The following is a 13,893-nucleotide window of genomic DNA, read 5'->3' as shown; positions in this document are numbered from 1 at the left end:
CTGAAACCCACCAAAGAGACCGCCATGGGACGCACCCTGTACGACAAGATCTGGGACGAGCACGTCGTCCACACCGAGGAGGACGGCACCGCCATCCTCTACATCGACCGCCACCTGGTGCACGAAGTGACCAGTCCGCAGGCGTTCGAGGGCCTGCGCCAGGCCGGCCGCAAGGTCTGGCGCGTCAGCTCCATCGTCGCCACGGCGGACCACAACACGCCCACCACCGGCTGGGAGCGGGGCTACGACGGCATCACCGACCCGATCAGCAAGGAGCAGATCACCACGCTCGACAAGAACATCGCCGAGGTCGGCGCGGCGGCGTTCTTCCCGTTCATGAGCAAGCGCCAGGGCATCGTCCACGTGATCGGCCCCGAGAACGGCGCCACGCTGCCCGGCATGACGGTGGTGTGCGGCGACAGCCACACCAGCACGCACGGCGCCTTCGGCGCGCTGGCGCACGGCATCGGCACCAGCGAGGTCGAGCACGTCATGGCCACGCAGACCCTGCTGGCCAAGAAGGCCAAGAACATGCTCATCCGCGTGGACGGCCAGGTCGCGCCCGGCGTGACGGCCAAGGACATCGTGCTGGCCATCATCGGCAAGATCGGCACGGCGGGCGGCACCGGCTACACCATCGAGTTCGGCGGCCCGGCGATCCGCGCCCTCAGCATCGAAGGCCGCATGACGGTCTGCAACATGGCCATCGAGGCGGGCGCGCGCGCCGGCCTGGTGGCGGTGGACGACAAGACCATCGACTACGTGAAGGGCCGGCCGCTGTCGCCCTCGGGCGTGGAATGGGACCAGGCGGTCGCCTACTGGAAGACGCTGCAGTCGGATGCCGACGCGCACTTCGACACGGTGGTCACGCTGAACGCCGCGGACATCGTGCCGCAGATCACCTGGGGCACCTCGCCCGAGATGGTGCTGGGCGTGGATGCCCGAGTGCCCGATCCCGACAAGGAAAAGGACGCCAACAAGCGCGGCGCCATGGAGCGCGCGCTCACCTACATGAACCTGGAGCCCGGCAAGGCGCTGAACGACATCTTCGTGGACAAGGTGTTCATTGGCTCGTGCACCAACAGCCGCATCGAGGACATGCGCGAAGCCGCTGCCGTGGTCAAGAAGCTGGGCCAGAAGGTCGCCAAGAACATCAAGCTGGCCATGGTGGTGCCCGGCTCCGGCCTGGTGAAGGAGCAGGCCGAGCGCGAAGGCCTGCACGAGATCTTCAAGGCCGCGGGCTTCGAATGGCGCGAGCCCGGCTGCTCGATGTGCCTGGCCATGAACGCCGACCGCCTGGAGCCCGGCGAGCGCTGCGCCTCCACCAGCAACCGCAACTTCGAAGGCCGCCAGGGCGCGGGCGGACGCACCCACCTGGTCTCGCCGGCCATGGCCGCCGCGGCCGCCGTGCACGGCCACTTCGTGGACGTGCGCCAGTTCGCCTGAGCGCCCCGGCTGCATTCCATTCACCCCAAGGACACTTGCCGTGAACAAGACCGCCACCCTTCTCACCCTGGCCCTCGCTTGCCTGCTGGCCGGCTGCAACACCGTCAAGGGCATGGGCCAGGACGTGCAACGCGCGGGCAGCGCCATCGAACGGGCCGCCAAATGACCGGCCGCGCCACGCCCCAGACCTCCAGAAAGGACCGCCGCATGAAAGCCGTATGGCCCCTCTTCGCTGCCTGGCTCCTGGGCGGTTCCGCCACGGCCCTGGCGGCCGACCGCGCCTGCGTGATCGAAGGCAACGTGCCCGTCGCCGGCAAAACCGTGGCGGTGAAGGACTGCATGGAGTTCACCGCCGGCATTCCGGCCGAGCAACTCAAGGCGAGCTGCAACGGCCTGGCGCAGACCTCGGCCCAGCTCGGGGGCAAGGCAGGCAAGGTGACCTTCCTCGCCCAGTGCCCCCGGCCTGCCAGTGGCGCGTGCAAGGGGCTGATGGGCCAGCCGCTGGACGCCTACTACTACAACCTGTCGCCCGAAGCCGTGCAGGAAAAACGCAAGGCCTGCGAAATATCCACCGCCGCCATCAAGGGCGGCACCTGGGGCAACGGGCAGTAACGCACCGCTGCCTTCGAGCCCTTTCACGGACACATACCATGCAGAAATTCACCCTCCACCAAGGCCTCGTGGCCCCCATGGACCGCGAGAACGTCGATACCGACGCCATCATTCCGAAGCAGTTCCTCAAGTCGATCAAGAAGACCGGCTTCGGCGTGAACCTGTTCGACGAATGGCGCTACCTGGACCACGGCGAGCCGGGCCAGGACCCGGCGAGCCGCAAGCCCAACCCGGACTTCGTGCTCAACCAGCCCCGCTACGCCGGCGCGTCCATCCTGCTGGCGCGCAAGAATTTCGGCTGCGGATCGAGCCGAGAGCACGCGCCCTGGGCGCTGGACCAATACGGCTTTCGCGCCGTGATCGCGCCGAGCTTCGCGGACATCTTCTTCAACAACTGCTTCAAGAACGGCCTGCTGCCCATCGTGCTGCCCGAGGCCACCGTGGCGCAGCTGTTCGATGAGGTGCACGCCTTTCCCGGCTACCAGCTCACCATCGATCTGGAGCGCCAGGTGATCGTGCGCCAGAACCGCGACGAGGTCGTGGGCGAAGAGATTCCGTTCGAGGTGAACGCCTTTCGCAAGTACTGCCTGCTCAACGGGTTCGACGACATCGGCCTGACCCTGCGGCAGTCCGACAAGATCAAGGTGTTCGAGGCCCAGCGCCTGGCCACCAAGCCCTGGCTGGCCCACACCATGGCGGGCTGATCTGCACGGCAGCAGCCAAACATCAAGTATCCAATCGGCCCGCAGCGCAATAAGCACTAGGGCATATCGCTATCAAAAGAGAAGCAAAGACATGAAAATCGCAGTTTTGCCGGGTGACGGCATCGGCACGGAAATCGTGGCAGAGGCCGTCAAGGTGCTGGACGTGCTGGGCCTTCCGTTCGAGATGGAGTCCGCCCTGGTCGGCGGCGCCGCCTACGAGGCCCACGGCCACCCGCTGCCCGAAGCCACGCTGAAGCTGGCGCAGGACGCCGACGCCGTGCTGTTCGGCGCCGTGGGTGACTGGAAGTACGACAAGCTCGACCGCCCCCTGCGCCCCGAGCAGGCCATCCTGGGCCTGCGCAAGCACCTGGGGCTGTTCGCCAATTTCCGCCCGGCCATCTGCTACGAGCAGCTGGTGGGCGCTTCGAGCCTCAAGCCCGAGCTGATCTCGGGCCTCGACATCCTCATCATCCGCGAGCTGACGGGCGACATCTACTTCGGCCAGCCGCGCGGCCGGCGCACGGCCGTGGACGGCCACTTCCCCGGTGCCGAAGAGGCCTTCGACACCATGCGCTACTCCAAGCCGGAGATCGAGCGCATCGCCCACGTGGCGTTCCAGGCCGCGCGCAAGCGCAGCAAGAAGGTCACCAGCGTGGACAAGGCCAACGTGCTGGAAACCTTCCAGTTCTGGAAGGACGTGGTCACCGAAGTGGGTCAGCAGTACCCCGACGTGGAACTGCAACACATGTACGTGGACAACGCGGCCATGCAGTTGGTGAAGGCCCCCAAGGCCTTCGACGTGGTGGTCACCGGCAACATGTTCGGCGACATCCTGTCGGACGAGGCTTCCATGCTCACCGGCTCCATCGGCATGCTGCCCTCGGCCAGCCTCAACAGCAAGAACCAGGGTCTGTACGAGCCCAGCCATGGCAGCGCGCCCGACATCGCCGGCAAGGGCGTGGCCAATCCGCTGGCGACCATCCTGAGCGCCGCGATGATGCTGCGCTTCAGCCTGAACCAGGAAGCGGCCGCCCAGCGCATCGAAGCGGCCGTGCAGAAGGTGCTGGCCCAAGGCCTGCGCACGCCGGACATCTGGAGCGAAGGCACCACGAAGGTGGGCACGGCGCAGATGGGCGACGCCGTGGTGAAGGCCCTGGGCTGACCGTTGCAGCCCGGCACGCGCTGAAGCGGGCCGTTCCTGCCCAAAAGGGTGGCCCGCCGGCCACCCTTTTTTTATCGGTCCAGGCGTTGGCGATCGCTGGTATCAGCGCGCGTCGGGTGCGGCCTGCGGCGCGGCCGATGCCGCGCGAACGAAGGACCGGCGACGCACCCAGAAGGCCAGCGCCCCCACCGGTGCGGAGATGGTGAGGATGAGCGGAGCCTGGGGCCCGGCCTTCGCAAAGCCCGCTCCCAGCAGCTGCAGGCTCAACCACTGCGCGGACCATGCGCCCGTGGTCCAGTCCAGATGGCACTGCACCACGCCCACCGCCACCCCGGCACACCACAGCCACTTGCGCTTCGGGATCGGCGTGCGGACGCAGACCCACAGCGTATAGACGATCCCGAGCGGAATGCCGATCGCGAGCGCGAGGAACAGGTAGTGGCCAGGCGTTTTGCCTTCCAGCGAAAAGCGGTGGGTGGCGGCCAGGGACTGCGACGCCGGCGTCACCTGCAGTGCATTGAAGACGACCGCGCCGTCGCGCTGCTCCAGCATGGCAGAGACGACCAGCCAGGACTGCGGGTATTCGTACTCGAGCGTGAGGTGGTGGAAGGTGGCGGAATCGGTCTTCAGAACCTGAACGCCCACCGCCTCGGCGGATTGGGGCGGTCCCGGGGGGATCAATGCCGCCATCCGGCCCAGGCTCTGCCGCAGATCGGCGGTGCGCAACCGGGGCGCCAGCCGGGCCTCGATGGCCGGAAAATCCTGGCGGGCCAGTTCATCGACGGCATCGCGAACCCTCTGCGTCTCCTGCGGCGCGATCGATGCTGGGCTGTCCTGTGAGGCATTGCAGCCGCTCAACAGAGCGGCCAGGGCAAGAAAGGCGGTGGCGACGATGCGCATGCGGTGAGGGACCTTTGACGTGGAAAAAGGCCGGATGTTAAACAACACCTCCCGCCGCCCCTCAAAAAACAGCACCGTCGGCAAAAGGCCTTCCGCTACAATCGCCGCCTATGTTTGCCGCCCGCCCGTTCACCCTGCTGAACACTGCACCCGCCGCCCTGGCCGGTGGGGCCGCGCGCGCAACCACCACCAAAACCACGACCATTAAGGGCTGATCCAGCCTGGTTCGTCGTGCGCCCTTCCTGGCCAGACGAGCCAGGCGAAAAGTCCCGGTCGGGTACTGTTTCTTAAACTGAATAGGGGCGTTGAAATGAGCAAGTTGGTAGGTTTGGTCGGCTGGCGCGGCATGGTCGGCTCCGTATTGATGGACCGCATGCAGGCCGAAGGCGATTTCGGTCTCATCGAGCCCGTGTTCTTCTCCACGTCGAACGCAGGCGGCAAGGCCCCGGCGCAGGCCAAGAACGAAACCACGCTCCAGGACGCCTTCGACATCAACGCCCTCAAGCGCTGCGACATCATCCTGACCGCCCAGGGCGGCGACTACACCACCGAAGTGTTTCCCAAGCTGCGCGATGCCGGCTGGAACGGCCACTGGATCGACGCCGCTTCCACGCTGCGCATGAAGGAAGACGCGGTCATCGTGCTGGACCCGGTCAACCTGCCCGTGATTCACGATGCCCTGGCCAAAGGCGGCAAGAACTGGATCGGCGGCAACTGCACCGTGAGTTGCATGCTGATGGGCGTGGGTGCGCTGTACAAGGCCGGCCTGGTCGAGTGGATGAGCACGCAGACCTACCAGGCAGCCAGCGGCGGCGGCGCCCAGCACATGCGCGAACTGCTGACGCAATACGGCACGCTGAACGCGGAAGTCCGCTCGCTCCTGGACGATCCCAAGAGCGCCATCCTGGAAATCGACCGCAAGGTCATCGCCAAGCAGCGCAGCCTGTCGGACGCGGAAACCGCCAACTTTGGCGTGCCCCTGGGCGGCAGCCTGATCCCCTGGATCGACAAGGACCTGGGCAACGGCATGTCCAAGGAAGAGTGGAAGGGCATGGCCGAGACGAACAAGATCATGGGCCAGGGCGAAGGCTTCGATACGCCCGCGGTGCCTGTGGACGGTTTTTGTGTGCGGGTGGGGGCCATGCGCTGCCACAGCCAGGCCCTGACCTTCAAGCTGAAGAAGCACGTGCCCGTGGCCGACATCGAGGCCATGATCGCCGCCGACAACGAGTGGGTGAAGGTCGTGCCAAACACGCGCGAAGCCACCTTGAAGGACCTGACCCCCGTGGCCGTGACCGGCACCATGACGATTCCCGTGGGCCGCATCCGCCAGATGGCGATGGGGCCGGAATACATCGGCGCGTTCACCATCGGCGACCAACTGCTGTGGGGTGCCGCCGAACCGCTGCGCCGCATGTTGCGCATCCTGCTGGCCGAATGATGCGGCGGGCGCTGACACCGAACCGGTGCCAGCGCGTTTAAGCACCAACGTTTTGTTACTGCTCGTTGTCCTTTGACAACATTGCTGCGGTGCACATTGCCCTTCTGAAAGGCGCCCAAAGGTTGCGCCTTGGCTCAGCTTGTCAGTGCAAAACATTGATGCTATTGTGCTTTTTACACATTTTCACGCTTACGCGCGGAACCAAAACTGCCTGAATCTGGCACCTTGCCAGACCGCACAATCCTCTTTTGTTGATGGCACACATGCATCGTTGGAAACTCTCAATCCTGGCCGCCGCGGCCGTCATGTCGGCCGGCCTGTATGCCACCGATGCGAATGCTCTCGCCCTGGGCCGCCTTACCGTGCAGTCCGCCCTTGGCGAGCCCCTGCGCGCCGAGATCGAGCTGCCCCAGATCACTGCCGCCGAAGCGGATTCGCTGCGGGCAGCCCCCGCGTCCCCTCAGGTGTTCCGCGCCCAGGGGATGGAAGTGTCGCCCGCGCTGAACAGCCTGCGCGTGCAACTGCAGCGCCGCAGCGATGGCTCGATGGTGTTGCAGCTCACCAGTGACCGCCCCATCAACGACCCCTTCGTCGATCTGGTGCTGGATGCCACCTGGAACTCCGGCCAGATCGTGCGAAGCTACACCATGCTGTTCGACCCGCCGGCCCTGCGCCGCGCGCCGGCCACCGTGACCGCATCGCCCCAGGTGACGGCGCCGTCCGCCCCGGCCGCTGCACCGGCCCCGCGCACGCCCCGGACTGCCGAGTCGGCGCCGTCCCAAGCGGCAGCCACCGCCACACCACGCCTGGCGCCAGCCCCTACGCCCCGCCCTGCCGCAGCGCCGGCCCCGGCGGGTGCCGCCGGTTCGGTCACCGTGCAGGCTGGCGATACCGCGGGCCGCCTGGCCGCCGCCAACCGCCCCGCTGGCGTGTCGCTCGACCAGATGCTCGTGGCGATGATGCGTTCCAACCCCGACGCCTTCATCCGTGGCAACGTGAACCGGCTGAAATCGGGCGCGGTGCTGCAACTGCCCGATGAAACCCAGGCACGGGCCACTCCCCCCGGCGAGGCACGCCAGATCATTGCCGCGCAAAGCCGCGACTTCAACGAATTCCGCCGCCGCTTGGCCGGTGCCGCACCCTCCGCCGAGGTGGCCGCCGCCGAGCGTTCGGCCAGCGGCAAGGTCCAGACCCAGGTCGAGGACCGCAAGCCCGCCACGGCCGCGCCAGACAAGCTCACCCTGTCCAAGGGCGCCGTGCAAGGCCAGAAGGCTGCTGAAGACCAGGTGGCCAAGGACAAGCAGGCCAGCGCCGCATCGGCGCGCATGGCCGAGCTGTCGAAGAACATCTCCGACCTGAACAAGCTCGGAACCGCCTCCGCGCCGGTGTCCACGGGCTCCGGCAGCGCGCCGTCAGCCGCCGCCAGCGCCGCCACGGGCGCAGCCGTGGCCACGGGCGCCGTGGTACCGCCCGCTGCGGCGCCCGCGCCACAAGCCGCCGCCAGCGTGGCCAGCGCCCCTGCGGCCCCCGCTGCTGCCGTGACGCCCGCCAGCGCGGCGGCAACCCCGGCATCCAGCGTGGCGAGTGCCGAGCCAGCCCCGCCCGTGGTGGCAGCCCCTGCACCCGCACCGGCGCCAGCGCCCGTTGCCGTGCCCGCCCCAGCCCCCGACACGGAGGAGCCAGGCTTCTTCTCCAACCTGTTCGACGACCCCATGCTGCCGCTGGCCGGCGGTGCCTTGCTGGCATTGCTGCTGGGCTATGGCGTCTACCGCACGGTCCAGAACCGCCGCAACCAGCACGCGGTGGACAGTTCGTTCATGGAAAGCAAGCTGCAGCCGGATTCGTTCTTCGGCGCCAGCGGCGGCCAGCGCGTGGACACGGCCAGCAGCCAGCTGAGCACCGGTTCTTCGATGGCTTATTCGCCCAGCCAGCTCGATGCCGGCGGCGATGTCGATCCCGTGGCCGAAGCCGACGTGTATCTGGCCTATGGCCGCGACCTGCAGGCCGAAGAGATCCTCAAGGAGGCCGTGCGCCACAACCCGGACCGCACCTCGGTCCACGTCAAGCTCGGCGAGATCTATGCCAAGCGCCAGGACCGCAAGGCGCTGGAAGCCGTGGCGCAGGATGTCTTCCGGCTGACCGATGGCCAAGGCCCCGACTGGACCCGTGTGTCCGAACTGGGCCGCGAACTCGACCCCGAGAACGCGCTGTACCAACCCGGCGGCCGCCCTGGCGTGGTCCTGGACGACGACGGCCCCAACACCGGCAACGGCTTTGCCAGCACCTTCACGGACGGCCGTCCGCAGATGGCCGGCGCCACCAGTGCGGCCCTGCCGCCCGATCTGGACCTCGACCTCGATCTGGCGGATGACGCCCTGACCGAGGCGCCGCCCGCGCCGCCTGCCGCACCGGGTGCCTTCGCCGCTGCGGCCGCCGCCGCTGGTGCCATGGCCGCCGCGCCGGCCTGGGCTCCCGCACCGGCGCCGGCCCCCGCCGTTTCGGAGCCACCCGCTCTGGACACGGGTGCCCTGGACCTGCCCGATCCGTCATGGGACAAGCCGGTGGCCACCGCGGCCGACCCGCTGTCGCCACCTCCCGACACGGCCGACCTGGAATTCCCGACCGACCTGCGACTGATGGATTCCGCTCCGGCACCGCTGTCGTCCGCCGAAGCCGCCCCATCGGGCCCGGCGCCGCTCGAGTTCGACCTCGGAGCGCTGTCGCTGGACCTGGACACGCCTGCCGGCAATACCAGCCCATCCGCCAGCCCGGCCGTGCAGGATCTTCCGCAAGCGACCCCGGCCCTGCCCGACGATCCGCTGGCGACCAAGCTTGCCCTGGCGGAAGAATTCAACGCCATCGGCGACAGCGAAGGTGCACGCACCCTCATCGAAGAAGTCATCGCCGAATCGTCCGGCGCGCTCAAGACACGGGCGCAACGCCTGCTGTCCGAACTGGGCTGATGCACGGCACCAGCGCCGCCACGCTCCCTGCCGCACCGGGACGCCATCCATGAGGATGGCGCTCGGCGTCAGCTACAACGGGCAGGGCTACAACGGCTGGCAGAGCCAGTCTTCCGGCAGAACCATCCAAGACCACTTGGAAGCGGCGCTCGGCCGCTTTGCCACGCAACCCGTGTCCACCATCTGCGCCGGCCGCACCGATGCGGGCGTGCACGGGCTCATGCAGGTGGTCCATTTCGATACGCCGCTCGACCGCACGCCGTTTTCCTGGGTGCGCGGCACCAACACCTTCCTGCCTGCCGACATCGCCGTGCAATGGGCGCACCCGGTGCCGGAGACCTTCCATGCGCGTTTTTGCGCCACGTCCCGCCGCTACGCCTATGTGCTGCTGCAGTCGCCTGTGCGCCCCAGCGTGGACAGCGCGCGCGTGGGCTGGGTATTCCATCCGCTGGACGGCAGCGCCATGCGCGAAGCCGCCGCCCACCTGCTCGGAGAGCACGACTTCACCTCGTTCCGGGCATCGGCCTGCCAGGCCAAATCGCCGGTCAAGACCTTACAGCGCATCACGATCACGCGGCGGGGCCCCGCCGAAGGCGATGCCGGCCCGCCGGCCAATGCACCGCCGCACGACTGGCAGCCCTGCTACTGGCGATTCGAGTTCGAGGGCAATGCGTTCCTGCACCACATGATCCGCAACATCATGGGCTGCCTGGTCGCGATCGGGCAGGGAAATCAGCCCGCCAGCTGGATGCACGAGGTGTTGCGGGCCCGCTCGCGCGATGCGGCCGCGCCCACGTTTTCGCCCGACGGGCTGTACTTTCAGGGACCGCTCTACGATGCCGCATGGGGCCTGCCCCTGCGCACCGCTGCGTATGATTGGCTTCCATGAGCCGCTCCCAGCCCGCCAGCCCCCCACCTGCCCCCTTTCACCTCCACCACCGCACCCGCGTCAAAATCTGCGGCCTCACCCGAGAGGACGATGTGGATGCGGCCGTGGCGGCCGGCGCCGATGCCGTGGGTTTCGTGCTCTACGCCGCCAGCCCGCGCGGCATCACGCCGCAACGCGCCGCAGCCCTGGCCCGCAGGCTGCCTCCGTTCGTGACGCCGGTGCTGTTGTTCGTGAATGCCAACGCTACAGAAGTGATAGCAGCCTGCACAATGATTCCGTCGGCAACGGTCCAATTCCATGGGGATGAATCGCCACAAGACTGCTGGGCGGCAACTGCGGACGGCGCGCGGCCGTTCCTGCGAGCGGCACGCATTCCCCTTGGCGACGGTGCGGCGCGGTTCGACCTCGTACAATTCGCGGCAACCCACTCCCGCGCCCAGGCCATCCTGCTCGACGCCCATGTCGAAGGTTATGGCGGTGGCGGCAAGGCATTCAATTGGTCACTTCTACCTCCAAGCGTCGGCTCTCACCTCGTTTTGTCTGGTGGACTCACGCCTGCAAACGTGACCGATGGCATCTTGCAGGTGCGGCCGCGCGGCCTGTCGCTCGCGGTTGACGTCAGTTCCGGCGTGGAAGCCGATGGCCCCGGCGGCAAGCCGTTGCGGGGCATCAAGGACGCCGGCAAGATCCAACGCTTCATCGCCGCCGTGCAGGCGGCCGATGCGCAATTTGCAAAGATTCATTGATGTTTTCCTACCAGCAACCCGACGCCGCCGGCCATTTCGGCCCCTATGGCGGTAGTTTCGCGAGCGAAACTCTCACCCACGCCCTGACCGAACTGCGCGAGGCCTATGCCCGCTACCAGAATGATCCGGAGTTCCTGGCCGAATTCCATTCGGAGCTGAAGCACTTCGTGGGGCGCCCCTCCCCCGTCTACCACGCGGCACGCATGAGCCGCGAGATGGGCGGCGCGCAGATCTACCTCAAGCGCGAAGACCTTAACCACACCGGTGCCCACAAGATCAACAACGTGATCGGCCAGGCGATGCTCGCCCGGCGCATGGGCAAGCCGCGCATCATCGCCGAGACGGGCGCAGGCCAGCACGGCGTCGCCACGGCCACCATCTGCGCGCGATATGGCCTCGAATGTGTGGTGTACATGGGCTCGGAGGACGTCAAGCGCCAGAGCCCCAACGTGTACCGCATGAAGCTGCTGGGCGCGACCGTCGTGCCCGTCGATTCGGGCAGCAGGACGCTCAAGGACGCGCTGAACGAAGCCATGCGCGACTGGGTGGCCCATGTGGACGACACCTTCTACATCATCGGTACGGTGGCGGGCCCGCACCCCTATCCCATGATGGTGCGCGATTTCCAGAGCGTGATCGGCACCGAGTGCCTGGAACAGATGCCGGCCATGCTGGCCGAGCAGAAGGCCAGCACCCAGCAGCCCGACGCGGTGATCGCCTGCGTGGGCGGCGGCAGCAATGCCATGGGCATCTTCCACCCCTACATTCCCTATGAGAAGACACGCCTGATCGGCGTGGAAGCCGCCGGTGAGGGACTGGACAGCGGCAAGCACTCCGCCTCGCTGCAGCGCGGCAGCTCGGGCGTCTTGCACGGCAACCGCACGTTCATCCTGCAGGACGAGAACGGCCAGATCACCGAAACGCACAGCATCAGCGCGGGCCTGGACTACCCGGGCGTCGGGCCCGAGCACGCGTGGCTGCAGGAAATCGGCCGTGCCGAATACGTCGGGATCACCGATGCCGAGGCGCTGGCCGCCTTCCATTACCTGTGCCGCACCGAAGGCATCATTCCGGCACTGGAATCCAGCCATGCCGTGGCCTACGCCATGAAACTCGCCAAGACCATGCCAGCCGACCAGTCCATCCTGGTGAACCTGTCGGGCCGTGGGGACAAGGACATCGGCACGGTCGCCGACCTGTCGGGGGCCGATGTGTACGACCGGCCCTCCATGCGCGGCCTTGGGGTCAAGGGAGGGCCTGCCGCATGAGCTCGCCGCGCAACCGCATTGCGAACACCTTCGCAGAACTGCAGGCCAAGGGGCGCAAGGCGCTCATTCCCTATGTGACCGCCGGCTTTCCGTTCGCCGACATCACGCCCGCGCTCATGCATGGCATGGTCGAAGCCGGGGCCGACGTGATCGAACTGGGCGTGCCCTTCTCCGACCCCATGGCCGACGGCCCGGTGATCCAGAAGGCCGGGGAAAAGGCGCTCTCGCTGGGCGTGGGCATGGTGCAGGTCCTGGGCCATGTGCGCGATTTCCGCCAGCGCAACGACAAGACGCCCGTCGTGCTGATGGGCTACGCCAACCCGGTGGAGCGCTACGACCAGATCCATGGCGCAGGCGCCTTCGTGCGCGATTCCGCCGAGGCGGGCGTGGACGGCGTGCTCATCGTCGACTACCCGCCCGAGGAAAGCGAAGCGTTCGCGGCCAGCCTGCGCGAACACGGCATGGACCTGATCTTCCTGCTGGCGCCCACCAGCACGGAACAGCGCATGCAGCAGGTCGCGCGCGTGGCCAGCGGCTACGTGTACTACGTGTCCCTCAAGGGCGTGACCGGCTCGGGCGCTCTCGATACGACCGCCGTCGAGGCCATGCTGCCCGTCATCCGCCGGCATGTGCACATTCCCGTGGGCGTGGGCTTCGGCATCCGCGACGCGGCCACGGCCCAGGCGATCGGGCGCGTGGCCGATGCCGTGGTCATCGGCAGCCGCATCATCCAGTTGCTGGAAGACCAGCCGCACGAGAAGGTGGTGCCCGTCACCATCGACTTCCTGCGGGGGGTGCGCAAGGCGCTGGACGCATAATTGCAGCCCGCGCGCCCGGTCCGTGGCGCGCCGGCTGAGACTTGAAGCGAAGAGGAAACCGATATGTCCTGGCTCGAAAAACTCCTGCCCTCCAAAATCCAGCAGACCGACCCGACCGAGCGCCGCCAGGTGCCGGAAGGCCTGTGGATCAAGTGCCCGAGCTGCGAGACGGTGCTGTACAAGACCGATCTGGAGCAGAACCAGAACGTCTGCCCACACTGCAGCCACCACCACCGCATCAATGCCCGCCCCCGCCTGAACGCGTTCCTGGACGCCGAAGGCCGCTATGAAATCGGCCAGGAAGTGCTGCCGGTCGATGCGCTGAAGTTCAAGGACAGCCGCAAGTACCCCGACCGCCTGAAGGAAGCCCTGGAAAACACCGGGGAAACCGATGCGCTCATCGTGATGGGCGGCTCGGTGCGCAGCATCAACATCGTGGTGGCGTGCTTCGAGTTCGACTTCATGGGCGGCAGCATGGGCAGCGTGGTGGGCGAGCGCTTCGTGCGCGGCGTGGAAACCGCCATCGAGCAGAAGGTACCCTTCCTGTGCTTCACCGCCACAGGCGGCGCGCGCATGCAGGAAGGCCTGCTCTCGCTGATGCAGATGGCCAAGACCAACGCGGCCCTCACCCGGCTGGCCAAGAAGGGCCTGCCCTACATCAGCGTGCTGACCGACCCGACCATGGGCGGCGTCTCGGCCGGCTTTGCCTTCGTGGGCGACATCGTGATCGCCGAGCCCAAGGCACTGATCGGCTTTGCCGGACCGCGCGTGATCGAATCGACCGTGCGCGTGACGCTGCCAGAAGGCTTCCAGCGCGCTGAATTCCTGCAGACCAAGGGCGCCGTGGACTTCATCTGCGACCGCCGCGAACTGCGCGGCACCGTGGCCAAGAGCCTGGCGATGCTGCAGCGCCTGCCGGCAGACTCGGTGGCCTGATCGCCCAC

At 67.3% G+C, this 13,893-nt stretch carries 13 protein-coding genes; 12 read left to right on the top strand and 1 reads right to left on the bottom strand.

The window, feature by feature from the left end; translation table 11 throughout:
* The first annotated feature begins 24 nt into the window (after positions 1-24).
* The 5 genes from leuC (at position 25) to leuB (ending at position 3,924) form a co-directional block, all read left to right on the top strand.
* On the top strand, positions 25-1,446 hold the full coding sequence (leuC, locus tag AVME950_RS12605) for a 3-isopropylmalate dehydratase large subunit (protein WP_272567918.1): 1,422 nt from the start codon (positions 25-27) through the stop codon (positions 1,444-1,446).
* Positions 1,447-1,513: 67 nt separating this feature from the next.
* The gene (locus AVME950_RS12600) at positions 1,514-1,612 is read left to right on the top strand and encodes an entericidin A/B family lipoprotein (protein WP_372588273.1); all 99 of its coding nucleotides are present in this window, start codon (positions 1,514-1,516) and stop codon (positions 1,610-1,612) included.
* A 41-nt stretch (positions 1,613-1,653) separates the two neighbouring features.
* Positions 1,654-2,058: a hypothetical protein gene (locus AVME950_RS12595; RefSeq protein WP_284430076.1), complete on the top strand. Its 405-nt coding sequence runs from the start codon at positions 1,654-1,656 to the stop codon at positions 2,056-2,058.
* Positions 2,059-2,096: 38 nt separating this feature from the next.
* A complete protein-coding gene (leuD, locus tag AVME950_RS12590) occupies positions 2,097-2,762 on the top strand; it encodes a 3-isopropylmalate dehydratase small subunit (protein ID WP_272567913.1) in 666 nt (221 codons plus the stop codon).
* A 91-nt stretch (positions 2,763-2,853) separates the two neighbouring features.
* The gene (gene leuB, locus AVME950_RS12585; protein ID WP_284395897.1) at positions 2,854-3,924 is read left to right on the top strand and encodes a 3-isopropylmalate dehydrogenase; all 1,071 of its coding nucleotides are present in this window, start codon (positions 2,854-2,856) and stop codon (positions 3,922-3,924) included.
* Positions 3,925-4,026: 102 nt separating this feature from the next.
* On the opposite strand, the gene AVME950_RS12580 is transcribed toward leuB, so the two are convergent.
* Positions 4,027-4,824: a hypothetical protein gene (locus tag AVME950_RS12580; RefSeq protein WP_284430075.1), complete on the bottom strand. Its 798-nt coding sequence runs from the start codon at positions 4,822-4,824 to the stop codon at positions 4,027-4,029.
* Positions 4,825-5,134: 310 nt separating this feature from the next.
* On the opposite strand from AVME950_RS12580, the gene asd reads away from it, so the two are divergent.
* The 7 genes from asd to accD all read left to right on the top strand — a co-directional run bounded on the left by asd (position 5,135) and on the right by accD (position 13,885).
* The gene (gene asd, locus AVME950_RS12575) at positions 5,135-6,265 is read left to right on the top strand and encodes an aspartate-semialdehyde dehydrogenase (RefSeq protein WP_284430074.1); all 1,131 of its coding nucleotides are present in this window, start codon (positions 5,135-5,137) and stop codon (positions 6,263-6,265) included.
* A gap of 263 nt (positions 6,266-6,528) precedes the next feature.
* Positions 6,529-9,228 carry a motility hub landmark protein FimV gene (locus AVME950_RS12570; protein ID WP_284430073.1) on the top strand — a complete coding sequence of 900 codons (2,700 nt, stop codon included), beginning with the start codon at positions 6,529-6,531 and terminating at the stop codon, positions 9,226-9,228.
* Positions 9,229-9,277: 49 nt separating this feature from the next.
* Complete coding sequence (truA, locus tag AVME950_RS12565; protein WP_284430072.1) at positions 9,278-10,117, top strand: tRNA pseudouridine(38-40) synthase TruA; 840 nt, start codon at positions 9,278-9,280, stop codon at positions 10,115-10,117.
* Positions 10,114-10,863, top strand: coding sequence for a phosphoribosylanthranilate isomerase (locus tag AVME950_RS12560; RefSeq protein ID WP_284430071.1), 750 nt, complete (start codon positions 10,114-10,116; stop codon positions 10,861-10,863). Before truA ends, AVME950_RS12560 begins: the two co-directional genes overlap by 4 nt.
* A complete protein-coding gene (trpB, locus tag AVME950_RS12555; protein WP_284430070.1) occupies positions 10,863-12,131 on the top strand; it encodes a tryptophan synthase subunit beta in 1,269 nt (422 codons plus the stop codon). The genes AVME950_RS12560 and trpB overlap by 1 nt, the downstream gene beginning before the upstream one ends.
* A complete protein-coding gene (gene trpA / locus AVME950_RS12550; protein ID WP_284424282.1) occupies positions 12,128-12,949 on the top strand; it encodes a tryptophan synthase subunit alpha in 822 nt (273 codons plus the stop codon). Before trpB ends, trpA begins: the two co-directional genes overlap by 4 nt.
* Before the next feature lie 63 nt (positions 12,950-13,012).
* Positions 13,013-13,885 (top strand): acetyl-CoA carboxylase, carboxyltransferase subunit beta, encoded by an 873-nt coding sequence (gene accD, locus AVME950_RS12545; protein ID WP_272567902.1) that lies wholly within the window; start codon positions 13,013-13,015, stop codon positions 13,883-13,885.
* Positions 13,886-13,893: the final 8 nt, after the last annotated feature.

This window comes from Acidovorax sp. SUPP950, from assembly GCF_030158935.1.
Lineage (GTDB): Bacteria > Pseudomonadota > Gammaproteobacteria > Burkholderiales > Burkholderiaceae_C > Paracidovorax.
The sequence above is the reverse complement of the archived record's forward strand: the minus strand, read 5'-3'. Positions and strand labels throughout refer to the sequence as shown.